The organism is Bizionia argentinensis JUB59 (assembly GCF_000224335.1).
In the GTDB taxonomy this organism is placed as follows: domain Bacteria; phylum Bacteroidota; class Bacteroidia; order Flavobacteriales; family Flavobacteriaceae; genus Algorimicrobium; species Algorimicrobium argentinense.
This window is the reverse complement of record NZ_AFXZ01000038.1, coordinates 34,197-57,823: the sequence shown is the minus strand read 5'-3', so window position 1 is coordinate 57,823 and position 23,627 is coordinate 34,197. Positions and strand designations below refer to the sequence as shown.

Genomic DNA, 23,627 nt, shown 5'->3' with positions numbered 1-23,627 from the left:
AAATAAATATTATTCCTACAATATTAAGTTAGAAATTTTATATTTGACTCCAAATCAATAAAATAAATTTTATGAAAAAATTACTATTATTTGCAGTTCTAATTTCCTCGTCTGCCATCTTTTCTCAAAAGGCAAAAGTTCAAGAAGGAGATTGGTCAAATTTAAAAGGCATCACTGAATACAACTTGGTCTTTGATTATTCTAATTTAGAAATTCCTAAATTCGATTCTGAAGAGGACTTTTTAGAAGATAAAATGTCTAAAAGAGAAGAAAAAGAAGCTGGTAAGGGAGAAGAATTTAAAGAATTATGGTTTTCAGATAGAGAAAATTTCTACGAACCAAGATTTATTGAAACGTTCAATGACAGATATAAAAATAATTTAGTAAAAGTTGACAAAAATCTGGAAAGTGCTGAATACACAATGAAAGTTCACACAACCTTAATGTATTCTGGTTATAACGTTGGTATTGTTAGAAAAAACTCTAAAATTGAAGTTACTTTAAGTGTTTATAAAAACGATAGCCCAGAAAACATAATTTTCTCTGTAAACTACACAAGAATTGAAGGCGAAGGTAATGGTGGTTTTGATTTTAATTCGGGTCAACGAATTGCTGATGCTTATATCATTTTTGCTAGAGCGTTAGTTAAAGACATGTATAAAAAAACAAAATAAATTTCAGTATTTTTTGTTTATAAATAACCGGCCCCAATAAGTAACTAACTTTTGGGGCCGTTTTTAATTAATTCGTTTTTTCTTTTTCCATATTGATAAGATGCGCAAGTGTTTTTATAATACGCTTGTGTTTGGTAACAAACGGATTCGTTTCATCCCAAACATACCCCGCCAAAACAGCACATATTTGACGTTTTACTTCTGGATTTTCTGGCCTGTGGAAAAATAAGGTTTGTAAATTCCCCGTGTACCACTCTTTCACATAGGTTGCAAACACATCTACTCCAGCTTTTATGTAATCGGAATATTCCACCTCCCAGTCAACCATTTCACCTTTAAACTGTCTTGTAATTAATTTAGATGATAATAAAGCAGATTCCGTAGCAAATGTTACACCTGATGAAAATACAGGATCTAAAAATTCGGCACTATTTCCTGTTAATGCAAAACCTTTTCCATAAAATTTGGTAACTGCTTTGGAGTAGTTTCTAATACTTTTAGGTTCGAATAACAAAGGCGCATCTTTAAAGCGCTCATAATAATAGTCTGAATGTTTAAACATCGTTTTTAAACGCTCTGAAGTATCGCCTTCAAAAGAATCGATAAATTCATTTGTACCAACAAAACCCAAACTCGTATCGCCATTAGAAAAAGGAATAACCCAAAACCAAGTATCTTTATCAAGCACATCAAAAGTAATCATGGTTCCTTCTTCCCCTTCCGGTCTATTAATATCTTTAACATGCCCGAAAATAGACGAATGCTCTGGAATGCTGGAGGGCTTATCTAAACCTAACAAACGCGGTAAAACACGACCATATCCACTAGAATCTATGATAAATTTAGCTTCTACTTTATATGGATTCCCTTCGCCATCATTTATAGTTGTAGTCGATATACCTTCATCATCAATATTTACATCTACAACTTCATGTTCAAAAGAAAGATCCACTCCCATTTTTTTAATTTCCTTGGCTAAAATATTGTCAAAATCAGCACGAGGCACTTGCCAGGTCCAATCCCAACCTTTAGTATGTTTATCGCTGAAATCAAAATTACAAACAATGTCATCGCGTAAAAATCGAGCACCATTTTTAATTTCAAAACCACCTGATTTTAAAGCATCTAATAAACCCACTTCTTCAAAATGTTCCATACAACGCGGCAGCAAGCTCTCGCCTATTACAAACCGTGGAAATGTACTTTTTTCAACTACTTTTACTTTTAATCCTTGTCCATTTAAGTAAGCAGAAGCAACGCAACCCGAAGGGCCGGCGCCTATAATTAAAACATCTACTTTCACATCCTTAGTACCCATAGTAGTATTATTCATTAATTATTATAAATTTGCAGTCCAAAATAACTACTTTAGTATTAGTTATTACCACAAAGTTATTGAAAAAAATATTATAATTTAGATGCACAAATTTAACGGACAGTTAGGAATAGAAGATTTTTACAAAGTAGTCTTTAAAAATGAACCTATTCAAATAGAGAATACCGTTCTAAAAACAGTTGAAAATAGCTTTAATTTTTTAAAGAAATTTTCAGAAAACAAAGTCATTTATGGCGTTAATACGGGCTTTGGTCCGATGGCACAATATAAAATTGAAGATTCAGAACGCATTCAACTGCAATATAATTTAATTAGGAGTCATGCCTCTGGCACCGGACAACCGTTGGCTCCAATGTATGTCAAAGCAGCCATGTTGGCCCGATTAAATACACTTTCATTAGGTCATTCTGGCGTTCACGTTTCGGTAATTACTTTAATGACCGAACTTATAAATCGTAACATTACACCATTAATTTATGAACATGGTGGAGTTGGCGCTAGTGGCGATTTGGTACAACTTGCTCATTTAGCATTAGTACTAATTGGCGAAGGTGAAGTATTTTATAAAGGCGAGCGCAAAGACACAAAAGATGTTTTTAAAATCGAAAACTTAAAACCTATTTCCGTCGAATTACGCGAAGGTTTAGCTTTAATGAACGGCACATCGGTCATGACTGGCATTGGTATTGTAAACACTATTTATACCCGACAATTACTTGATTGGGTTACGGGTTGCTCGGCAGCTATTAACGAAATAGTTAAGGCTTATGACGATCATTTATCGTTTGAATTAAACCAATCTAAACGCCATATTGGACAGCGCCTAATTGCAGAAAGTATGCGTAAACACTTAATAGATAGTAAATTAACGCGTAAAAGAGAACATCATTTATACAGTAAAAATGAAGATGTGTCTGTTTTTAAAGAAAAGGTGCAGGAATATTATTCCTTACGTTGTGTACCGCAGATTCTTGGCCCTGTTTTAGACACGCTAAATTCTGTTGAAAATATTTTAATTGAAGAAGTAAATTCCGCAAACGACAATCCTATTGTAGATGTTGAGAAAAAACATGTCTATCATGGTGGGAATTTTCACGGCGATTATGTATCCCTGGAAATGGATAAGCTGAAAATTGTAGTGGCAAAAATGAGTATGCTATCAGAAAGACAATTAAATTATTTATTAAATTCACGATTAAACGAAATGCTTCCGCCATTTGTAAATCTAGGTAAGCTTGGTTTAAACTTCGGAATGCAAGGTGTTCAATTTACAGCTACTTCAACAACAGCCGAAAATCAAATGCTTTCCAACCCAATGTATGTGCATAGCATCCCCAATAACAATGATAATCAAGACATTGTTAGCATGGGAACCAATTCAGCTTTAATTACTAAAAAAGTTGTAGAAAATTCCTTTGAGGTTGTTGCTATCGAGCTTATAACAATTATACAAGCCATTGAATATCTTGAAGTTCAAGATCATATATCTTCAAAAACAAAAAAGATGTATGATGAAATTCGAGAAATAGTTCCTATTTTTACTGAAGACGTGATTATGTATCCTTATGTTAACCTTGTTAAGGACTTTATCATTAAAAATAAACTATAATCTAAATTTTTTAATCATGAGAACAGCAGCATACTTTATTATCCTCCTATTTTTAGGTTTTTCCATTCAAGCACAAGAATTAGCTTTAGCCAACGAAGATGGCGATTTCGGTTATATTTCAAAAACGGGAGACTGGCATATAAAACCACAATTTAAAGAAGCTAAAAATTTCTCCGATGATCTAGCTGAAGCTACACTTAATAAGAAAGAATGGGGTTTTATTAACAGAAATGGTGAATGGGTTATTGAACCTCAATTTGATAAAACCAAAGCTTTTGATTCTGGAATAGCCATTGTTTTAAAAGATAAAGAGTGGATTTATATTAATAAAAAAGGCGAGCAGGTTTTAAAAGATGTTGTAACCGATAAGATGTACGATTTTGAAAATGGTTATGCCATTATTAGAAAAGATTCGGGTGTTGGTTTTATAAACACAAAAGGTGAAGTTGTAGTAGAACCGAAATTTACCAAAGTTTTTAATTTCGAAAATGGATCGGCCAAAGTACAAGAAAATGATAAATGGGGATTAGTTGATGCTAGCGGAAAGTATGTTGTTAAAACAGAATATGATGGTGTTAGCAATGCTTACAACAATAATATTGTAGCCAATATCGGCGATCGCCAAGGACTTATTGTTAACGGAAAATTTAGAGAAGTTCCCGGTGCAGAAAAAATCTGGGATTTTTCAAGAAATTCAGAGTATACCTATGCTAAAAAAGAGGGTAAATTAGGATTTATTAATACCAAAGGTGTATGGATAATTGAACCAACCTTTGATAAAGCCCGTGCCTTTAGCAACGGATTAGCGCCTGTTTACAATGGTAAAGAATGGGGTTATATTGATGACACAGGTAAAGTGATCATTCCATTTCAGTACAAAGATGCTGAGATTTTTGGAAGTGATGGATTAGCTCCTGTAAAACTCAAAAAAGACTGGGGTTTTATTAATATTCAAGGTAATTTAGTAATTGATGATAATTATGACATTACTGCAGGTGGTTTTTCTATCTTTCAAAAAAATAATCCAAAAGGGTTTATTGATGGCCTTGCTCGTGTAAAAAAGAAAAAATCATGGACATTTATCAATCCAAAAGGAGAACCATTAAATAATTTATGGTTTAAACATTTAGAATTATTTAATTAATTCATAGTAAACTAACCAAACCAGCCAAAAAATACACTTACATGAAATGTGCTTTAGTAACCGGTGGTTCTAGAGGAATTGGAAAAGCAATTTGCAAACAATTAGCTCAAGATTCAGACTACCATATTTTAATAAATTATAATAGCAACGAAACAGCAGCTTTAGAGACAAAAAAAGATATTGAAGCTTTAGGAAATACAGCTGAAATTATTCAGTTTAATGTTGCCAATGCCGAACAAGTAAAAACAGCATTGAACACCTGGCAAGAACAAAACAAAGAGGCACTTATTGAAGTTCTGGTTAATAACGCCGGAATTACTAAAGACGGCTTGTTTATGTGGATGCCTGCGGAAGACTGGCATGATGTTGTAAACACGTCCTTGCATGGCTTTTACAATGTTACTAATCATTTAATTCAAAAAATGTTACGTAATCGGTACGGACGTATTATTAATGTTGCCTCGGTTTCTGGTGTTAAGGGAACGGCCGGACAAACCAATTATTCTGCGGCAAAAGGCGCTTTAGTTGCCGCAACCAAGGCTCTAGCACAAGAAGTTGCTAAACGAAAAATTACGGTAAATGCAGTGGCTCCTGGCTTTATAAAGTCGGATATGACGGCAAACTTGGATGAGAAAGAACTAAAAAGCATGATTCCAGTAAACCGTTTTGGTGAACCAGAGGAAGTAGCTTATGCTGTATCATTTTTAGCTTCAAAAAAAGCATCATATATTACCGGCGAAGTTTTAAATATTAATGGAGGTATTTACTCTTAAACGTTTTACAGATGAGGAGAGTTGTAATTACAGGAATGGGAATTTATTCCTGTATAGGAGAGAATTTAGAAGAAGTAAAACAATCGTTATTTAATGGTGATTCTGGTATTATATCCGATGATGAACGAAAAGCTTTTGGCTTCCGCTCATCACTAACTGGAATGGTTAAAAAACCCAATCTTAAAAGTTTATTATCGCGCAGACAGCGAATCAGTTTAGGGGAAGAAGGTGAATATGCTTATGTAGCCACGCTAGAAGCTCTTAAAAATGCAAAAATCAATCAAGATTTTTTAGATCAAAACGAAGTTGGTATATTATACGGAAATGATAGTACTGCAAAATCAGTAGTGGAAGCTGTTGATAAAATCCGTGAAAAGAAGGACACGACATTAGTGGGCTCTGGAGCTATATTTCAAAGCATGAATTCGTCGGTCACCATGAATTTATCGACTATTTTTAAATTGCGTGGCATTAATTTCACCATTAGTGCGGCCTGTGCTAGTGGATCCCATTCTATTGGAATGGCATATCAACTAATTAAAAGTGGCCTTCAAGACTATATTATTTGTGGTGGCGCTCAAGAAATAAATGCTATTGCCATGGGTAGTTTTGATGGTTTAGGTGTTTTTTCTGTAAATGAGAATCCAAAACAAGCTTCGCGACCATTTGATAAAAGTCGTGATGGTTTAATACCAAGCGGTGGCGCAGCTACATTGGTACTAGAAACTTATGAATCTGCAATTAAACGTGGCGCAACTATTTATGGTGAACTAATTGGGTATGGATTTTCCTCAAATGGTGAACATATTTCAACACCTAATATTGATGGTCCTGCACGCGCTATGAAAATGGCTATTAAACAAGCTAACATTAAGGCTTCAGACATTGAATATGTTAATGCACATGCTACCTCAACACCTGTTGGGGACGCCAATGAGGCACTTGCCATATTGGAAGTTTTTGGTGAAAATGGTCCATATGTGAGTTCTACTAAATCCATGACCGGTCATGAATGTTGGATGGCTGGAGCAAGTGAAGTTTTGTATTCTATTTTAATGATGCAAAATGATTTTATTGCACCTAATATTAATTTGGAAGCGCCCGACGAGGCTGCAAGCAAATTAAATTTAGTTAACAAAACGTTAAACAAAAAATTTGATGTATTTTTGTCGAATTCGTTTGGGTTTGGCGGAACAAATTCAGCTTTAATTATAAAAAAATAATTGCGTAGAAATGACAAAAGAAGTTATTATTGAAAAAATAAACGACTTTCTTATTGATGAGTTTGAAGTTGAAAGCGATGATATTTCTCCAGAAGCAAACCTTAAGAACACGTTAGAACTTGATAGTTTAGATTTTGTAGATCTTGTTGTTGCTGTCGAATCTAATTTTAGTGTAAAATTAGTTGGCGAGGACTTTGTTTACGTTAAAACACTTCAAGATTTTTATAACCTAATTGAGCGCAAGTTAAGTTAAAGCATACCAGTTCTTATGGCTACAGAATGGCAAGGAAAATCGAGGGGAACCGTTCTTGGATATAAAATATTTGTTTTTTCCATGAAGCATTTAGGAATGAATACAGCCTATTTTGTGCTTTATTTTGTAGCTGCATATTTCTTTTTCTTTTCAAAAGATAGTACTAAAGCTATTTTCTATTATTATAAAAACCGCTTAAACTACACTACTTTTAAAAGTTATAGAAGTATTTACAACAGTTACTATGTTTTTGGACAAACCATTCTCGATAAAATTGCAATATCAACTAATTTAAGCAACAAATTTACTTACGAATTTGATGGTGGAGAAACCATTACCGAAACGCTTAAAGAAAAAAAAGGCGGCATATTAATTAGTGCACACGTAGGTAACTTTGAAATATCAGAATATTTCTTCAACCAATTAGAAGATAACGCATCCATTAGTTTATTAACAACCGATGTAGAGCATACAGACATCAAAAATTATCTGGATAGTGTTCGAGAAAAATCGAATATCAATCTGATTATTATAAAAGACGATTTATCACATATTTTCGAAGTCAATGCGGCATTGGCCAGAAATGAAATTGTTTGTATAACGGGCGATCGTTATACGAAGGATACCAAATTTCTTACAGAAACTTTATTAGGAGAATCAGCTAAATTTCCAGCAGGCCCGTTTATGTTAGCATCTCGATTAAATGTGCCAGTATTGTTTGTTTATGTCATGAAAGAAACAAAAAAACACTACCATTTATACGCGAGACGATCGGAAGCAAAACATCGTGATGCACAAGGTATTTTAAAAGAATTTACCGAAAGTGTCTCTTTGATGTTAGAAAAACATCCGTTACAATGGTTTAATTATTTCGACTTTTGGGATTCAAAAAATAAATAAAATGAAACAGGTATTAGTTATACATTATTCACAATCGGGACAATTAACCGAAATTGTAAGAAATATCGTTTCAACCATGCAAAACGATCTAACAACTTTTACCTATTTAAATATTGAAATGGAAGAGCCTTTTCCGTTTCCATGGAAAAGTAAGAAAGACTTCTTTGGTGTTTTTCCAGAAACTTTTCGTGAAGAACCACAAAAAATCAAACCCATTTCTGAATCTATTTTAAACAAAAAATACGATTTAATTCTATTTGGTTATTCAGTTTGGTATTTAACGGCATCTTTGCCAACCACCTCTTTTCTGGCTACTCCTGAAGCTAAAAAACTTCTAGAAAACACACCCGTTATCACTATTATTGGTTGTAGAAACATGTGGATTATGGCTCAAGAAAAACTAAAACGAAAGCTTAAAAACCTGAATGCCAATTTAGTAGGAAACATTGTTTTGGTTGACAGAAATATTAATCATGTAAGTGTTATAACCATCGTACATTGGATGTTTACAGGTATTAAAACACGCTATTTAGGAATTTTCCCGAAACCTGGGGTTTCTCAAGAAGATATAGATGATTCGTCCAAGTTCGGAACTATTATTTCTAAACACCTACATGAAAACGACTATAAGAAACTACAGGACAACTTGTTAGAAAAAAATGCCGTAAAGGTGAAATCGTTTTTAGTAACCACAGACAAGCGAGCCAATATGCTATTCACAAAATGGTCTACTTTTATCACCAAAAAAAGTGAGAAAAACACTGCTAAAAGACGTACTTTAATTAAAATGTTTAATGTTTATTTAGTAACGGCAATTTGGCTACTTTCGCCAATAGTTTTCATCTTATTTCTATTGACATATTTACCTTTTTATAGCCAAATAAAAAAAGAAAAAGTATATTACCAATCTGTTTTAATAAAAGAAAAGGAACTTTAAAATGAAGGAAGTTTATATTACAAGAATAGCAAAGTTTTTACCAAATCGTCCCATTAGCAATGATGAAATGGAAGAAAAACTAGGCGTTATTAACGGGAAATCGTCTAAAGGACGTCGTATTGTATTGCGAAATAATAAAATTAAAACACGTTATTACGCATTAGATGAGGAAGGAAATGTAACACATAACAACGCACAGTTAGTTAAAGAAGCTATTGGCAATTTGTTAGACGAAAACTTTAAAGCTTCAGATATTGAATTATTATCATGTGGAACTACGAGTCCAGACCAAATATTACCATCGCATGCTGCTATGGTTCATGGATTTTTAGACGCCGATAATTTAGAAATAAACTCCCCTTCTGGTGCTTGTTGTTCAGGTATGAATGCCCTAAAATATGGTTTTATGTCTATAAAATCTGGGCAAACAAAAAATGCGGTTACAACAGGATCCGAACGTTTATCCACTTGGATGAAAGGACATATTTTTGAAGATGAATTAAAATCATTGGAAGCTTTAGAAGACAATCCAATCTTGGCTTTTAACAAAGATTTTTTACGCTGGATGCTTTCAGATGGTGCGGGAGCCTTTTTATTAGAAGACAAACCAAAAGGCGATATGCCATTACGTATAGAATGGATGGAAGGCTACTCGTATGCACACGAATTAGAAGTTTGTATGTACGCCGGCGGTGATAAGTTAGAAAATGGTTTTTTAAAGCCATGGAGTGAATATAAAACAAACGAATGGAGTGAAAAGTCACTGTTTGCATTGAAACAAGATGTAAAATTATTAAGTGCCAACATTCTTAAAAAAGGGGTGGACAGTTTAAAGAAAGCTATTAACAAGCACGGTTTAAAACCAAGCGATATAGATCATTATTTACCACATATTTCTTCCGACTATTTCAAAGACAGACTTTACCAGGAAATGGTAGAAAACGATGTTGAAATTCCTTGGGAAAAATGGTTCATGAATTTAAGTAAAGTAGGAAATGTAGGATCAGCCTCTATTTACTTAATGGTTGAAGAACTTGCAAAATCAGGAAAATTAAAAAAAGGCGATAAAATATTATTATCTGTTCCTGAAAGCTCGCGTTTCTCATATGCCTACTCACTTTTAACTGTTTGTTAAAAAAATGACCACACAGACACTACCTATAACCGATATCACACATTTAATTCCTCAAAAAACACCGTTTGTTATGGTGGATACTTTGGTAAAATTTTCAGCAGAACAATTAGTTTCAAAGTTTAAAATTTTAGAAACTAATATTTTTGTCGAAAATACGGTTTTAACAGAAGCTGGATTGGTAGAAAACATGGCACAATCCGTTGCTTTACATACGGGATACGATTTTTATTTAAAAAATGAAGCACCACCAGTCGGTTATATTGGGTCGATAAAGTCGATAAAAATTGAAAAACTTCCTAAACTACATGAAATCATTTCAACCCATGTTACCATTCTCCATGAATTTATGGGTGTAACAATGGTCGAGATTCAGGTCTTTAATGAAGCACAACAAGAAATAGCCAAAGGCGAAATGAAAACTGTTATAGCTAGCTAATGGATTTTAGTCACCTTGATATCGCTAAATTTTTACCACATCGTCCGCCTTTTTTAATGGTAGATGATGTATTGAGTATTGACGATTCTCACGTTACCACTTCCTTTACTATAAAACCAGATTGTATTTTTAATGATAACGGCTTTTTTAATGAAGTTGGTTTGGTAGAAAATGCTGCTCAAACCTGTTCATCTATTGTGGGAAAGAGTTTTTTTAACGAAGATGATCTGGAAGGTGAAGGCACAAAATTGATTGGATTTATTAGTGCTATAAAAAAAGTAACGCTTCATTTTTGCCCGAAAGTTGGTAGTAAAATAAAAACAAATGCCACCTTGCAATCACGTTTTGATACCGACGAATACAGCATTTGTACCTTAACGTGTATCATTACCATGGAAGATGTAGAATTACTATCTTGTGAGCTTAATTTAGTTATTCAAGAACTTAAATAACTTCAGCATGAAAAAAGACGAAGTTCCACAAGACACCAGTAATTTGGAAACAGCAAAAATGAAAGAGTTATGTTACGCTGTTGATGAAAATGGCAGCTATACGACTGTTAATAGTTCGGGTTGGAAACCGAAAACGATTGCCTTAAGTCAAGCCATTGAAGAGATAAACGAACGGATTGAGGCTGCAAGAAAACGTGTTTTAAATAACGAAACAAGCCCAATTGAATATTATATGGAATACCATAAAATGGATCCTTCTATATTAGCTAGTTATGTGAATATGTGGTCTTGTCAAGTAAAACGGAATTTTAAGCCTTCCATTTTCAAACGCCTTCCACGAAAAACACTTCAAAAGTATGCAGATGCTTTTGATATTTCTTTGGAACAATTAAAAGATATTACCAAGCATGGAAATTAATTTCACACATCATCAAACAGCTCATTGCGAAAACGGTGTGATATCCAATTTAATGAAGCATCACGGCTTCGAAATCAGCGAACCCATGGCCTTTGGTATTGGTTCTGGCTTACTATTTTGTTATATACCATTTTTAAAAGTCAACCACGCACCTGCTCTAACTTACCGAGCTATGCCTGGTTTTATATTTAAGCGTTTTGCAAAACGTGTTGGAATTGATATTAAGCGTGAAAAGTTTAAAAACCCTGAGGACGCTAAAGCGCGTTTAGATGCAAATTTAGAAAACGATAATCCAGTAGGTTTACAAGTAGGCGTTTATAATTTATCATATTTCCCTGATGAATACCGCTTTCATTTTAATGCACATAACCTCATCGTTTACGGAAAAGAAGACAATACATATTTAATAAGTGATCCCGTTATGGAAACGGTAACGACGTTAACAGCTAAAGCGCTTGAAAGAGTTCGTTTTGCCAAAGGTCCTTTTGCGCCTAAAGGCCATATGTATTACCCAATTGCTTTTCCAGAATCATTGGATATTGAAAAAGCCATTGTAAAAGGTATTAAACACACGTGCCGCGATATGTTAGCGCCTATGCCAGTTTTAGGCGTAAAAGGAATGCGTCATGTAGCAAAATTAATCCGAAAGTGGCCAAAAAAACACGGTGTTAAAAAAGCGAATCACTATTTAGGGCAAGTGGTGCGTATGCAAGAAGAAATTGGAACTGGCGGTGGTGGATTTCGCTATATTTTTGCTGCATTTTTACAAGAATCAAGCGGTGTATTGAATAACCAGAAATTAGCTGAATTATCAAAAGAAATGACTATTATTGGCGATTTATGGCGAGATTTCGCTTTAGATGCTTCCCGGATTTATAAAAATCGAAGTGCTAAAACAGATGCCTACAACAATGTAGCCAGCCAATTAGAAGTTATTGCAGATAAAGAAAAAGTATTCTTTAAATCATTAAAAAAAGCTATAAAATAAGTGATTGATATTCAGCAAATATCCAAAAAATATAAAGGTGCCGATAATTTTTCGTTGTCTAACCTTGACTTGTCCATTGCTGAAAAAGAAATTTTTGGTTTATTAGGACCTAACGGCGCTGGAAAAACGACTTTAATTTCCATTTTATGCTCGTTAATAAAACCAACCTCTGGCAACTTTTCCATTGCGGGCTTAACCTATCAAAAAAATAAAAATCAGCTGAAGCAAATTATCGGGATTGTTCCTCAAGAATATGCTTTATACCCGTCGTTAACGGCTTTTGAAAACCTTAAATACTTTGGTAGTATGTACGGTTTAAAAGGAAAAATTTTAGAGGATAAAATCAATACAGCATTAGAACATTTAGGTTTGTTAGCCTTTGCTCATAAAAAAATAGATACTTTTTCTGGAGGTATGAAACGTAGGATTAATTTAATTGCAAGCGTACTGCATAATCCCAAAATACTTTTCCTAGATGAACCAACAGTTGGCGTAGATGTACAATCCAAAAACGTTATTATCGAGTTTCTACAGGAACTTAACAAACAAGGAACGACCATTATTTATACCTCCCACCACCTTAATGAAGCCGAAACATTTTGCACACGTGTTGCTATTATTGATCATGGAAAATTAGTGGTAACAGGAAAACCTGAAACACTTATTGCGCAACATTCTGGAGCACACAACCTCGAAGATGTATTTATAGATATAACCGGAAAAGCCCTACGTGATCATGCATAAACTTTGGGCTTCTACATACAAGGAGTTTTTATTACTCATTCGAGATTTTGGTGGTATTGCCATACTTTTTGTCATGCCATTGATATTAATTATAACCATAACCCTCATTCAGGACAGCACTTTTAAAACGGTTACCGATAGTCAAATCCCTATTTTAGTTGTGGATTACGATCATGGAAGTGTTTCTGAAGTTATTTTAAAAGGTCTCCAGGAATCAGGTTCCTTTGAAGTTATTACCCAAACAGATGAAACCACGGCTCGCGATTTAGTTTTTAAAGGAAAATATCAATTGGCTATTATTATTCCCAAAAATTTATCGACTAGTTTGGAACAAAAAGTTAGCCAAAACGTCGATGGTATTATTGCTCAATTTGGTTTAGAAGACACTACCCAATCAACCGAAAAACCAGAAATAGAAGGTAAAGAGGTTACACTGTATTTTGATCCTGCCACCCAGCTCACCTTTAAAAGCTCTGTTAAAAATGGGATTGATAAAATGATTTCAAAAATTGAAACACAATCTATTTATAAGGCCTTTCAAGAACAAATTTCAGACGATCCAAGTGAGGTTATTTTTGAAACAGACACTTTTATAACCTTTAAAGAGATTTTACCGACAGACAATGACAAAGAAATGATTCCAAATTCAGTACAACACAATGTACCAGCTTGGACACTTTTTGCCATTTTCTTTATTATTGTGCCGTTATCCATTAATATTGTTAAAGAAAAAAGTCAAGGTACATTTGTACGTCTACGAACAAACCCCGTTTCTTATGCCACCGTTTTGGGTGGAAAAACATTAGTTTATTTAGTCGTTTGCTTAATTCAGTTTGTACTGATGCTATCCGTAGGTGTTTTCTTATTTCCAGCAATTGGTTTACCAACATTAGATATTTCAGGGAGAATTCCTTTACTATTTGTAGTCGCTACCTTTGCAGGATTAGCAGCAATTGGATTAGGGTTATTATTAGGAACTATAGCAAAAACTCAAGAACAGTCGGCTCCATTTGGTGCTACTTTTGTCGTTATCCTTGCCGCATTAGGTGGCGTTTGGGTTCCTGTTTTTGTAATGCCAAAAGTAATGCAAACCTTATCACATATTTCACCAATGAATTGGGGATTAAATGGGTTTTACGATGTGTTTTTACGAAATGGGTCATTTACAGATATATTACCTGAAATTAGTATGTTGTTCTTGTTTTTTATAGTAACAACTTTAATAGCAATTATTTATAATGAAAAAAAGAATGCCGTCTAAATACAAAGAAATTATTCATACTAGCGAAGTTCGTGTGCGTTTTGTAGAAACAGATCCATTAGGAATTGTTTGGCATGGCAACTATATTCAATATTTTGAAGATGGTCGCGAGGCCTTCGGAAGAAAACATGGAATTTCCTATTTAGACCAAAAAACATTCGGTTTTGCCACACCTATTGTAAAATCCAGTACGGATCATAAACTGCCATTGCGCTATGGCGATATTGCCACCGTAAAAACTATTTATATGGATACTCCAGCCGCTAAAATGGTGTTTCGTTACGAAATTTACAATCAAAATCAGGACTTGGTTTGCACCGGAGAAACCACACAAGTATTTGTCGATAAAATTGGAGAGGGTGACTTATTTTTAAATATCCCACCTTTTTTTAAAGCTTGGAAACAAAAAGTAGGTTTATTAGATGAATAAAGTTTATGTTTCTTATAATAATATTGTTTCTGCTTTAGGTTTTACAAGCGAATTTGTTGTGGAAAATATTCAGAATGAAATCTCGGGGTTAGAGAGAATTCATGATGAGTCTATTCTCCCAAATCCATTTTATTCCGCCTTAATAAGTTCTGAAAAACTAGAAGAAGAATTTCAAAAATTAGATCCAAAAGGAGCCTTTACGAGATTGGAAAAAATGATGATTACATCATTACATTCGGTTATTTCAGACTCTAAAATAGAATTCAATGATCGCGTCGGACTTATTATATCAACTACAAAAGGCAATGTAGATGCTTTGGATAGTGAAAATCCATTTCCACCAGAACGCGCTTATTTAGCAACATTAGGAAATACTATTCGTGATTTTTTCGACTTTAAAAATGATGCTATTATAATATCCAATGCTTGTGTTTCTGGTATTTTAGCAATCGCTGTTGCCAAACGATTTATCCAACAAGACACTTACGATCATGTTTTTGTAGTTAGTGGCGATGTTGTGAGTCCGTTTATTTTATCAGGTTTCAACTCTTTTCAAGCGTTGAGCGGCGAACTTTGCAAACCTTATGATGAAAACAGAACCGGTATTAATATTGGAGAAGTTTCGGCAACTGCATTAGTTACAAACAGCACGAATCATTTAGCTCCAGAATCCGTAGAAATAGCAGGCGAGAGTTCATGTAACGACGCCAACCATATTTCAGGACCTTCGAGAACGGGCGAAGGTTTATATAGAAGCATTCAATTAGCACTAAAACAAGCGAAATTGAAACCTTCGGAAATCGATTATATTTCAGCGCACGGAACCGCCACAGCCTTTAATGACGAAATGGAAGCAATTGCTTTCAATCGTTCTGAATTGCAAAACGTACCATTAAATAGTTTAAAAGGCTATTTTGGCCATACGCTTGGTGCATCAGGTCTGTTGGAAACTATTATAGGCATGCATAGCCTTTTTAATAACACATTGTATACTAGTAAAGGCTTTGAAACATTAGGTGTTTCCCAACCTTTAAATATTATAAAAAGCACACAAAAAAATAAATCGTTACACACGTTTCTTAAAACCGCATCTGGTTTTGGAGGCTGCAACACGGCAGTTATCTTTAAAAAAAATACACTATAAATTATGTCAAAAAAATCTATTAGGGCTATTGATGCTGTTCAAGAAGCCGAAAAAATTGCCTTTGCTCCTTTTGTTTTTCAAGCGGTAGTTGCATTAAGAAAATTAGGCATTTTTGACTTAATTTTTCAACATCGCAAAAAAGGCGGTATTTCATTAGAAGGTATTTCAAAAGAATTAGAAATAAGCACTTATGGCGTTGGCGTTTTATTAGAAATTGCTGAAAGCTATAACATCGTTGACAAAGACAAAAATAAATGTTTTGAACTGACTACAACAGGTTATTTTTTAGCTTTTGATAGAACAGTTGATGTCAACATTAATTTCACTCAAGAGGTTTGTTACAAAGGCTTATTTCATTTAACAGAAGCCATTGAAACTGGAAAACCTGCTGGATTAAAAGAGCTTGGAGATTGGGAAACTATTTATCAAGGTCTTTCGGTTTTACAGCCAAAAGTACAAAAAGCGTGGTTTGAATTTGATCATCATTATTCTGATGAAGTATTTCAAGAAGCTTTAGAATTTGTTTTCAGAAATAACCCAAAATCCATTTATGATGTGGGTGCCAATACTGGGAAGTTCACCATTGCCGGAAACAAATACAGCGACTCTGTTTCTATAAAAATGGTTGATTTACCAGGGCAATTACAAATCGCATTGAAAAACATAGAACTTGCAGGGTTTAAAGATCGTGTAACTCATCATAAAATAGATTGGTTGTCGGAAAATCCGCAATTACCAGTTGGTGCAGATGCCATTTGGATGAGTCAATTTTTAGATTGCTTTTCTGAAGAAGAAATTTTGGTTATTTTGAAAGCCTGTGCAGCAGCAGTCAATGATAATGGCGAAGTACTTATTATGGAAACGTTTACCGATAGACAGCGTTTTGATAATGCCAAATTTATATTGGAAGCAACATCCCTTTATTTTACGGTAATGGCCAATGGAAATAGTAAAATGTATCCTTCAACCGTTTTAATAAAATTGATAGATCAAGCCGGATTAGAATTAATAGAAGACCGCGCTATTGGCGAATATCATACTATTTTTGCTTGTAAGAAAAAGTAATTATGAAGCCCAATTACTACATAACGTCCTATTGCCAAATTAAGAAACAAACGGTTTCTTTAAATGGGAATGTTGTATTTCATGATGATTCTGAAGGGTTTACGGACTTTATTAAAAGCGTATATAAAGCAGAACAAACCAAGTATCCCAAATTTTTTAAAATGGATAACTTGAGTAAACTGGCATTTTTAGCCGCTGATATTCTGCTTAAAAATGAAGCCTTAAATACCGAAATAGAGAATAATATTGCTTTGGTATTTTCTAACAGAGCGTCCAGTTTAGATACTGACCGTTTACATCAGGAAGCTATTCAAGATAAAAGTAATTATTTCCCGAGCCCAGCGGTTTTTGTATATACATTACCAAACATTTGCCTTGGGGAGATAAGTATTAAATATAAGCTGTTTTCCGAAAATAGTTTTTTTATATTTGACGGCTTAAATGCTGACCTTTTAGCTACTTACACCAATAGTTTATTGGATTTAAATAAAGCAGAACAAGTACTTTGTGGTTGGGTTGATTTTGATGAAAACCATTACGAAGCATTTCTATATTTAGTATCTAAAAACGGAAAAATAAAACACAATAAAAAACATATAAAAACATTATATAACACATAATATGGAAGCACTAAAACAAGAATTAAAAGAAAATATTATTGAACAATTAAATCTTGAAGATATGACTATTACAGATATTGGCGATGATGATATGCTTTTCGGCGATGGTTTAGGATTGGATTCTATTGATGCTTTAGAGCTGATTGTCATGCTAGATAAAAACTATGGTATTAAATTAACCGACCCAAAAGAAGGTAAACACATTTTTGAGTCGGTTAAAACCATGGCTACATACATTACAGAACACAGATCTAAATAATAAATTCCTACGTAAGCAGGAACCTCATAGCTAGAGGGTATCCGTAAAATTATTAATTTACCGATCATTCATTTAGCAGGCACAAAGAGTAAGTATGAGTAAAGGTATTGCAATTACTGGAATGGGAATAATTTCCGCCATTGGAAACAATGTTGCAGAAAATTATCACGCACTTATTAACGAAAGAATAGGGATTTCCCGTGTTTCTAAAATTGATACCATTCATGAAAATGATATTATGGTTGGTGAAATTGCTTATACCAATCAAGAATTAGAATCACTTTTAAATTTAACTCCAGAAAACAATTACTCGCGAACAGCGTTTCTTGGTGCAATAGCAGCAAAAGAAGCCGTTAAACATGCGGGAATAACAGATATTTCAGCCTATAAAACAGGGTTAATTTCTGCAACCAGCGTTGGTGGTATGGATATGACCGAAAAGTATTATTACCAATATTTAGAAGACGAAAACGTACAAAAATATATTGCTGGTCATAATGCTGGCGACTCAACACAAAAAATAGCCCAACAATTGGGTATTGAAGAAAGCTTGGTAACAACAATTAGTACAGCTTGTTCATCCGCTGCCAATGCTATTATGCTCGGCGCACGCTTAATTAAAGCTGGAAAACTGGATCGTGTGGTTGTTGGCGGCACGGATTGTATGTCCAAATTTACCATCAACGGTTTTAAAACGCTAATGATTTTATCAGATACCTACAATGCACCTTTTGATGACAATCGTAAAGGGTTAAATTTAGGTGAAGCTGCCGCTTATTTGGTTTTAGAATCAGATCACGTTGTAAAAGCAGAAAACAAAACCGTTTTAGCTTATGTAAAAGGCTACGGAAATGCTAACGATGCGTTTCATCAGACTGCTTCATCTGAAAATGGTGACGGCGCCACTTTAGCTATGGAAAAAGCGCTTGAAATAGCCAATTATAAACCAGAGGATATAGATTATATAAATGCTCACGGAACCGCAACCGGCAATAACGATTTATCGGAAGGCCGTGCCATTATTCGTGTTTTTGGCGAGAAAGCTCCAGAATTTAGCTCCACCAAAGCTTATACCGGACACACATTGGCTGCTGCTGGTGGTATAGAAGCAGTTTATGCTATTTTGGCGCTTCAAAATAATGTTATTTTCCCGAATTTGAACTTTAAAACACAAATGCAGGAATTTTCAATAACACCCCAATTAAAATTAAAAGAAAAAGCCCTTAAAACGGTCATGTCTAATTCATTTGGATTTGGCGGAAATTGTTCAACTGTTATATTTTCAAAAAAAGAGTAATGGAAAAGGTTTATATAAATAGTTTTGGTTCCGTTTCTGCTCAAAACACAGAATATGATTCAAGTTTTCTAAAGGATATCATTTCTTATAATGACACAACCATTCCGGCGATAAATCCAATTTATAAAGATTTTATTCCTCCAGCTGCTGCCCGACGTATGGCAAAAGGTGTTAAAATGGGAATTGTTGCTTCTAAATTAGCCTTACAAAAAGCTAATTTAAATAACGTAGATGCCATTATAACAGGAACAGGAATGGGCTGTTTACATGATTCTGAAAAGTTTTTAAGTGCCATTATTGATAATGACGAACAATATTTAACACCAACACCATTTATACAATCCACACACAACACGGTTGGTGGACAAATTGCGTTGGAAATTCAATGTAAAGGTTATAATTTCACATATGTTCATGGGAGTAATTCATTTGAATCTGCACTATTAGATGCTAAACTACAATTGGAATTAAACGAAGCTAAAAACATCTTAATTGGAGGTGTTGATGAATTGGCTAAACATACCGTATTACTCAACAAAACTATAAACCACATTAAAAAAGAACCGGTAGAAAGTGCTGAATTATTAGAGACAAATACCAAAGGTGCGATTTTTGGTGAGGGAGCCAATTTTTTCGTCGTTTCGAATGAAAAACAAGATTCTACTTTGGCCGTGGTAGACGGATTAGAAATTTATAATACTTTAGAAGTAGATTCAATTACAGATAAAGCACGTGAATTTTTAAAAGAACACAACCTCAATGTATCTGAAATAGATACACTCATTTTAGGCAATAACGGGGATGAGGAATTCGATATATATTATAATACATTAACTTCAGGCGACTTTAAAAATACCCAACAAATGGTTTATAAACCTTGGATTGGTGAATGTTATACCGCTTCCTCATTTGGCTTGTTATTAGCCGCCAATATTTTAAAGACAAAAACGGTGCCTGAAACCTTTCAGTTGAATGCTATAATACCTTCTCAGTATAAAACCATACTTTTATATAACCAGTATCGTGGAGAAAATCATAGTTTCACATTACTTCGCCAATGTTAAATTTTAAATCGGTAAATCTAATATCAATTGTTATCTTTTTAGGTTTATTAATCGCTTTTCTAATAAATCCTATTAGCATTTGGTGGTTTGTTCTATTGTTTTTCAGTTGGTTTACGCTAACAGCATTCGGCTCTGGGCTAGTAAGTTGGCATTATCATATTAAAATTTTAAATGCGAATAAAAACGCAAACATAAATAATATAGCCATTACTTTTGATGATGGCCCAAATCCAGAATTTACGCCACAAGTTTTAGCGTTACTTAAGCAATATAAAGCCAAAGCAACATTTTTCTGTATAGGGAAACACATTGAAGCACATCCCAAATTATTTAAGCAAATTCTGGCTGAAGGACATACCATTGGTAACCACACCTACTCCCACGCCAACACTTTTGGATTTTTTAAAACGGAAAAGGTACAAGCTGAATTATTAAAAACCAATACTATTATAAAACAGTTTAGCGGGTTACAACCTAAACTATTTCGTCCGGCTTTCGGGGTTACTAATCCAAGGATTCGCCAGGCGGTTAATAATCTCAATCTAACCACTATTGGTTGGAACAAGCGTTCGTTAGACACCACTAATTTATCTGATTTAAGTATCTTGAAACGTGTAACCAAAAATATAAATTCAGGCGATATAATTTTACTGCACGACACTAGTGATAAATCAGTTAGGGTTTTGGAACAGTTATTGCTATTTTTACATGATAATAAATTTCAATCCGTTGCGATTGACACCTTATTTAAAATTAAAGCATATGCGTAATATTTTTATATTTTGTTTCATCTTTATATCAACTATTCAGGCACAAAAGCCCATGAATTCTGCAGAAGCACTGACTTTAAAAAATTTGGTAAAGCAACAAGCTAAAACCACAAAAACTATTACTAGCCAATTCACGCAATACAAACACATGGATTTTTTATCGAATGATATTATAACCAAAGGCAACTTATATTTTAAAGCCCCAGACTTGATAAAATGGTCATATACAGAACCTTTTACTTATTCGGTTATCTTTAAAGATGACCAACTTTATATTAATGATGAAGGCAAGAAAAGCAACATTGATATGAGTGCAAGTAAACTTTTTAAGCAGCTAAATAGTCTTATTATAAACAGTGTTAAAGGTGACATGTTTGATGCGGAAGAATTCAATATAGAATATTACAAATCGGGTGAAAACAGCTTGGTTTATTTTAAGCCTAAAGATAAAAAGTCAGCAGCATTTATTACGGCTTTTCATTTAACCTTTAATGCTGAGGGTGATGTTGAAATTGTAAAAATGATTGAGCCCTCTGGCGATTATACTAAAATTATTTTTAATAATAAAGTCTTAAACAACCCGGTTTCCGATGCGTTATTTAATCATTAGTTGTTTTTTCCTTATTGTTAATTGTGCTTCTTACCCCAAAAAACAAGAACTAATTCTTCAAAACACAACACTTAACACCATTACTAATTCTTATTTCTCAGATGTAAATCAAGATTACGTTTATAAAGCAGCAATTGATGTTTATGATAATCATTTTGGGGGCTTATTAATCGTTAAAAAGATTGACCAAGGAAATCATCGTGTAGTTTTCACTTCGGAAATGGGCAAAAAGCTATTCGACTTCTCTATTACAAAAACCGATTTTAAGGTCAATTATATTTTAGAGCAACTGGATAAAAAATTACTCATTAATATCCTGAAACGAGATTTTACAGCTTTGGTTCAGGAAAATTCATTGGTAAACAAAAGCTTTACAATTGAGAATAACCAAGTCTTTCAGACCAGTATTCTTAATAAAAAACACTATTATTACGTTTCTAAACAGTTAAATAAAATTGTTAGAACTGGTAGCCTAAAAGAAAAAGTTCAGTTTTTATTTTCAGATATTAGTAATAATATTGCGCACAACATTAGTATTATTCACAGCAACATTAAGTTAGAAATTACACTTAAATCAATATATTAAACTCTCATGAAAAATCTACTAGTCACTTTACTGTTTTTACTAGTGATGAATTTAACCTTTTCTCAAAACAAAAAAGGCATCGGTTTACGTGCGGGCGCAAATATTTCAAATTTAACAAATGCTGATATGGATGTTAAAACCAATTTGTACTTAGGTCTTATTTATCAGGTTCGTTTTTCTGAATTGTACGCCTTACAGCCAGAATTAGGATATTCCAATCAAGGCGGTAAAACAAGGGGAAATAATACGATTTATATCGAATATATTACGCTTGCCGTTAGCAATAAGTTTTTTGTAGCGCCAGATCTTGGCTTCTATTTATCGGTAACACCTGGAATTGATTTTGATATCGACGATACACTAATTGGTTTTGCAAACAGAGGTGATAACCATGGAAATGATGCTACTTTTGTAGACCTTAATTTTTCTTTTGGTTTTGGGCTAGAGCTAAAAAATGGGCTATCTTTCGAAGCGCGATATAAACGTGGGTTTATTGATGTATATTCTGGGACATTTAATAGTTTCGAATCTGAATTATATGAAACCCAAAATCAATTTAATACTGTTTTCCAATTGGGTATCAATTATCAATTTAACTTGACAAAAAAATAATTAGCCATGTTAATTAAAGACTTTTACACCATAAAGACCTTAGAACACGACGATGGAAAAGCGGTTGCCAATATCAAAATCAATAAAGATCATGCCGTTTTTAAAGGTCATTTTCCAGGAAATCCAGTAACGCCAGGTGTTTGCATGATGCAGATTATTAAAGAGCTTTCGGAACAAATACTTTCAAAAAAACTCTTTATGGCATCAGCTAGTAACGTGAAGTTTATGGCCATAATTAACCCTGAAAAAACACCAGATCTAGAGTTATCACTGGACATTTCAGAAACAGAAACAGGATTCCGTGTTAAAAATATCACAAAGTTTACGGATATTGTGGCATTAAAATTGTCTATAAATTACAAAGTAATTTAAACACCATGAAATACCTGCTAATAAGTATCTTAATCCTATTTTCTAATCTGCAATCACTAGATTTGGATCAAGTGCGTATAGCCTATAAAGAAGCGGCACAAAACCCCGAAAAAGTTGATGATTTTTTTAATTCTATGCAATCGGTAACTAGAACTGAAGATATGGAATTAGTAGCTTACAAAGGTGCTGCCATAGCTTTAAAAGCCAGAAACGCCAAAACATTAAAAGATAAGAAAACCGGTTTTATTGAAGGTGTTAGTTATATTGAATTCGCTATTGAAACGGAACCTAATAATATTGAATCACGTTTTATAAGACTAGGCATTCAAGAAAATACGCCTAAACTTTTAAAATATAAAGCTGATATTGATCGCGATAAAGCTTTTATATTAACGCAACTTCCGTACATTAAATCGACCCAGCTTAAAAACCATATTAAAGATTATATTTTACATTCTGATAGCTTTACTTCTGAAGAAAAATCAGTATTTTCCGGTCGCTAATACCAAAAGGCC

29 protein-coding genes are annotated in these 23,627 nt (G+C 33.7%); 28 read left to right on the top strand and 1 reads right to left on the bottom strand.

The genetic code is table 11. The annotated features are described in order from the left end of the window. The first annotated feature begins 71 nt into the window (after positions 1–71). Positions 72–674, top strand: coding sequence for a hypothetical protein (locus BZARG_RS10935; RefSeq protein WP_008638318.1), 603 nt, complete (start codon positions 72–74; stop codon positions 672–674). Positions 675–741: 67 nt separating this feature from the next. Here the strand turns inward: BZARG_RS10935 and BZARG_RS10930 are convergent, their stop codons facing one another. After that, positions 742–2,007: an NAD(P)/FAD-dependent oxidoreductase gene (locus BZARG_RS10930; protein WP_237702593.1), complete on the bottom strand. Its 1,266-nt coding sequence runs from the start codon at positions 2,005–2,007 to the stop codon at positions 742–744. Between the two features lie 85 nt (positions 2,008–2,092). Between BZARG_RS10930 and BZARG_RS10925 the strand changes: the two genes are divergently transcribed. The 27 genes from BZARG_RS10925 to BZARG_RS10795 all read left to right on the top strand — a co-directional run bounded on the left by BZARG_RS10925 (position 2,093) and on the right by BZARG_RS10795 (position 23,615). Then, the gene (locus BZARG_RS10925) at positions 2,093–3,619 is read left to right on the top strand and encodes an HAL/PAL/TAL family ammonia-lyase (protein ID WP_008638280.1); all 1,527 of its coding nucleotides are present in this window, start codon (positions 2,093–2,095) and stop codon (positions 3,617–3,619) included. Positions 3,620–3,635: 16 nt separating this feature from the next. Continuing rightward, positions 3,636–4,763, top strand: a complete 1,128-nt coding sequence (locus tag BZARG_RS10920) for a WG repeat-containing protein (protein WP_008638261.1) — start codon at positions 3,636–3,638, stop codon at positions 4,761–4,763. A gap of 41 nt (positions 4,764–4,804) precedes the next feature. Further along, complete coding sequence (gene fabG, locus BZARG_RS10915; RefSeq protein WP_008638374.1) at positions 4,805–5,536, top strand: 3-oxoacyl-ACP reductase FabG; 732 nt, start codon at positions 4,805–4,807, stop codon at positions 5,534–5,536. 11 nt (positions 5,537–5,547) lie between these two features. Continuing rightward, a complete protein-coding gene (locus BZARG_RS10910) occupies positions 5,548–6,759 on the top strand; it encodes a beta-ketoacyl-[acyl-carrier-protein] synthase family protein (RefSeq protein ID WP_040288541.1) in 1,212 nt (403 codons plus the stop codon). A 10-nt stretch (positions 6,760–6,769) separates the two neighbouring features. Further along, complete coding sequence (locus BZARG_RS10905; protein ID WP_008638312.1) at positions 6,770–7,012, top strand: phosphopantetheine-binding protein; 243 nt, start codon at positions 6,770–6,772, stop codon at positions 7,010–7,012. A 15-nt stretch (positions 7,013–7,027) separates the two neighbouring features. After that, positions 7,028–7,912, top strand: coding sequence for an LpxL/LpxP family acyltransferase (locus tag BZARG_RS10900; protein ID WP_008638356.1), 885 nt, complete (start codon positions 7,028–7,030; stop codon positions 7,910–7,912). Position 7,913: 1 nt separating this feature from the next. Next, positions 7,914–8,849, top strand: coding sequence for a hypothetical protein (locus BZARG_RS10895; RefSeq protein WP_008638228.1), 936 nt, complete (start codon positions 7,914–7,916; stop codon positions 8,847–8,849). 1 nt (position 8,850) lies between these two features. After that, positions 8,851–9,984, top strand: a complete 1,134-nt coding sequence (locus BZARG_RS10890; protein WP_008638338.1) for a beta-ketoacyl-ACP synthase III — start codon at positions 8,851–8,853, stop codon at positions 9,982–9,984. Positions 9,985–9,988: 4 nt separating this feature from the next. After that, entirely contained in the window at positions 9,989–10,420 is a 432-nt protein-coding gene (locus tag BZARG_RS10885) for a hypothetical protein (RefSeq protein WP_040288539.1), read from the top strand. Then, the gene (locus BZARG_RS10880; protein WP_008638266.1) at positions 10,420–10,872 is read left to right on the top strand and encodes a fabA-like domain protein; all 453 of its coding nucleotides are present in this window, start codon (positions 10,420–10,422) and stop codon (positions 10,870–10,872) included. The genes BZARG_RS10885 and BZARG_RS10880 overlap by 1 nt, the downstream gene beginning before the upstream one ends. 7 nt (positions 10,873–10,879) lie before the next feature. Then, on the top strand, positions 10,880–11,290 hold the full coding sequence (locus tag BZARG_RS10875) for a hypothetical protein (RefSeq protein WP_008638371.1): 411 nt from the start codon (positions 10,880–10,882) through the stop codon (positions 11,288–11,290). Further along, complete coding sequence (locus BZARG_RS10870; RefSeq protein ID WP_008638370.1) at positions 11,280–12,278, top strand: BtrH N-terminal domain-containing protein; 999 nt, start codon at positions 11,280–11,282, stop codon at positions 12,276–12,278. The genes BZARG_RS10875 and BZARG_RS10870 overlap by 11 nt, the downstream gene beginning before the upstream one ends. After that, entirely contained in the window at positions 12,279–13,022 is a 744-nt protein-coding gene (locus BZARG_RS10865) for an ABC transporter ATP-binding protein (RefSeq protein WP_008638361.1), read from the top strand. It begins immediately after the preceding gene. Further along, positions 13,015–14,283 carry an ABC transporter permease gene (locus BZARG_RS10860; protein ID WP_008638236.1) on the top strand — a complete coding sequence of 423 codons (1,269 nt, stop codon included), beginning with the start codon at positions 13,015–13,017 and terminating at the stop codon, positions 14,281–14,283. The genes BZARG_RS10865 and BZARG_RS10860 overlap by 8 nt, the downstream gene beginning before the upstream one ends. Further along, complete coding sequence (locus tag BZARG_RS10855) at positions 14,261–14,713, top strand: acyl-CoA thioesterase (RefSeq protein WP_008638372.1); 453 nt, start codon at positions 14,261–14,263, stop codon at positions 14,711–14,713. Before BZARG_RS10860 ends, BZARG_RS10855 begins: the two co-directional genes overlap by 23 nt. Next, a complete protein-coding gene (locus BZARG_RS10850; RefSeq protein WP_008638244.1) occupies positions 14,706–15,857 on the top strand; it encodes a beta-ketoacyl-[acyl-carrier-protein] synthase family protein in 1,152 nt (383 codons plus the stop codon). Before BZARG_RS10855 ends, BZARG_RS10850 begins: the two co-directional genes overlap by 8 nt. 3 nt (positions 15,858–15,860) lie before the next feature. After that, a complete protein-coding gene (locus BZARG_RS10845) occupies positions 15,861–16,922 on the top strand; it encodes a methyltransferase (protein ID WP_008638366.1) in 1,062 nt (353 codons plus the stop codon). 2 nt (positions 16,923–16,924) lie between these two features. Beyond that, on the top strand, positions 16,925–17,542 hold the full coding sequence (locus BZARG_RS10840) for a hypothetical protein (protein WP_008638304.1): 618 nt from the start codon (positions 16,925–16,927) through the stop codon (positions 17,540–17,542). Between the two features lies 1 nt (position 17,543). Then, positions 17,544–17,801, top strand: a complete 258-nt coding sequence (locus tag BZARG_RS10835; protein ID WP_008638274.1) for a phosphopantetheine-binding protein — start codon at positions 17,544–17,546, stop codon at positions 17,799–17,801. Positions 17,802–17,895: 94 nt separating this feature from the next. Next, a complete protein-coding gene (locus BZARG_RS10830) occupies positions 17,896–19,098 on the top strand; it encodes a beta-ketoacyl-[acyl-carrier-protein] synthase family protein (RefSeq protein ID WP_008638353.1) in 1,203 nt (400 codons plus the stop codon). Continuing rightward, the gene (locus BZARG_RS10825; RefSeq protein ID WP_008638307.1) at positions 19,098–20,162 is read left to right on the top strand and encodes a beta-ketoacyl synthase chain length factor; all 1,065 of its coding nucleotides are present in this window, start codon (positions 19,098–19,100) and stop codon (positions 20,160–20,162) included. Before BZARG_RS10830 ends, BZARG_RS10825 begins: the two co-directional genes overlap by 1 nt. Continuing rightward, positions 20,156–20,932 (top strand): polysaccharide deacetylase family protein, encoded by a 777-nt coding sequence (locus tag BZARG_RS10820; protein ID WP_008638292.1) that lies wholly within the window; start codon positions 20,156–20,158, stop codon positions 20,930–20,932. The genes BZARG_RS10825 and BZARG_RS10820 overlap by 7 nt, the downstream gene beginning before the upstream one ends. Continuing rightward, the gene (locus BZARG_RS10815) at positions 20,925–21,542 is read left to right on the top strand and encodes an outer membrane lipoprotein carrier protein LolA (RefSeq protein ID WP_040288547.1); all 618 of its coding nucleotides are present in this window, start codon (positions 20,925–20,927) and stop codon (positions 21,540–21,542) included. Before BZARG_RS10820 ends, BZARG_RS10815 begins: the two co-directional genes overlap by 8 nt. Then, complete coding sequence (locus BZARG_RS10810) at positions 21,523–22,128, top strand: hypothetical protein (protein ID WP_008638326.1); 606 nt, start codon at positions 21,523–21,525, stop codon at positions 22,126–22,128. The genes BZARG_RS10815 and BZARG_RS10810 overlap by 20 nt, the downstream gene beginning before the upstream one ends. Positions 22,129–22,134: 6 nt before the next feature. Then, positions 22,135–22,740 (top strand): outer membrane beta-barrel protein, encoded by a 606-nt coding sequence (locus tag BZARG_RS10805; RefSeq protein ID WP_008638303.1) that lies wholly within the window; start codon positions 22,135–22,137, stop codon positions 22,738–22,740. Positions 22,741–22,746: 6 nt separating this feature from the next. Further along, positions 22,747–23,112, top strand: a complete 366-nt coding sequence (locus BZARG_RS10800; RefSeq protein ID WP_008638314.1) for a hotdog family protein — start codon at positions 22,747–22,749, stop codon at positions 23,110–23,112. A 5-nt stretch (positions 23,113–23,117) separates the two neighbouring features. After that, the gene (locus BZARG_RS10795) at positions 23,118–23,615 is read left to right on the top strand and encodes a hypothetical protein (RefSeq protein WP_040288534.1); all 498 of its coding nucleotides are present in this window, start codon (positions 23,118–23,120) and stop codon (positions 23,613–23,615) included. Positions 23,616–23,627: the final 12 nt, after the last annotated feature.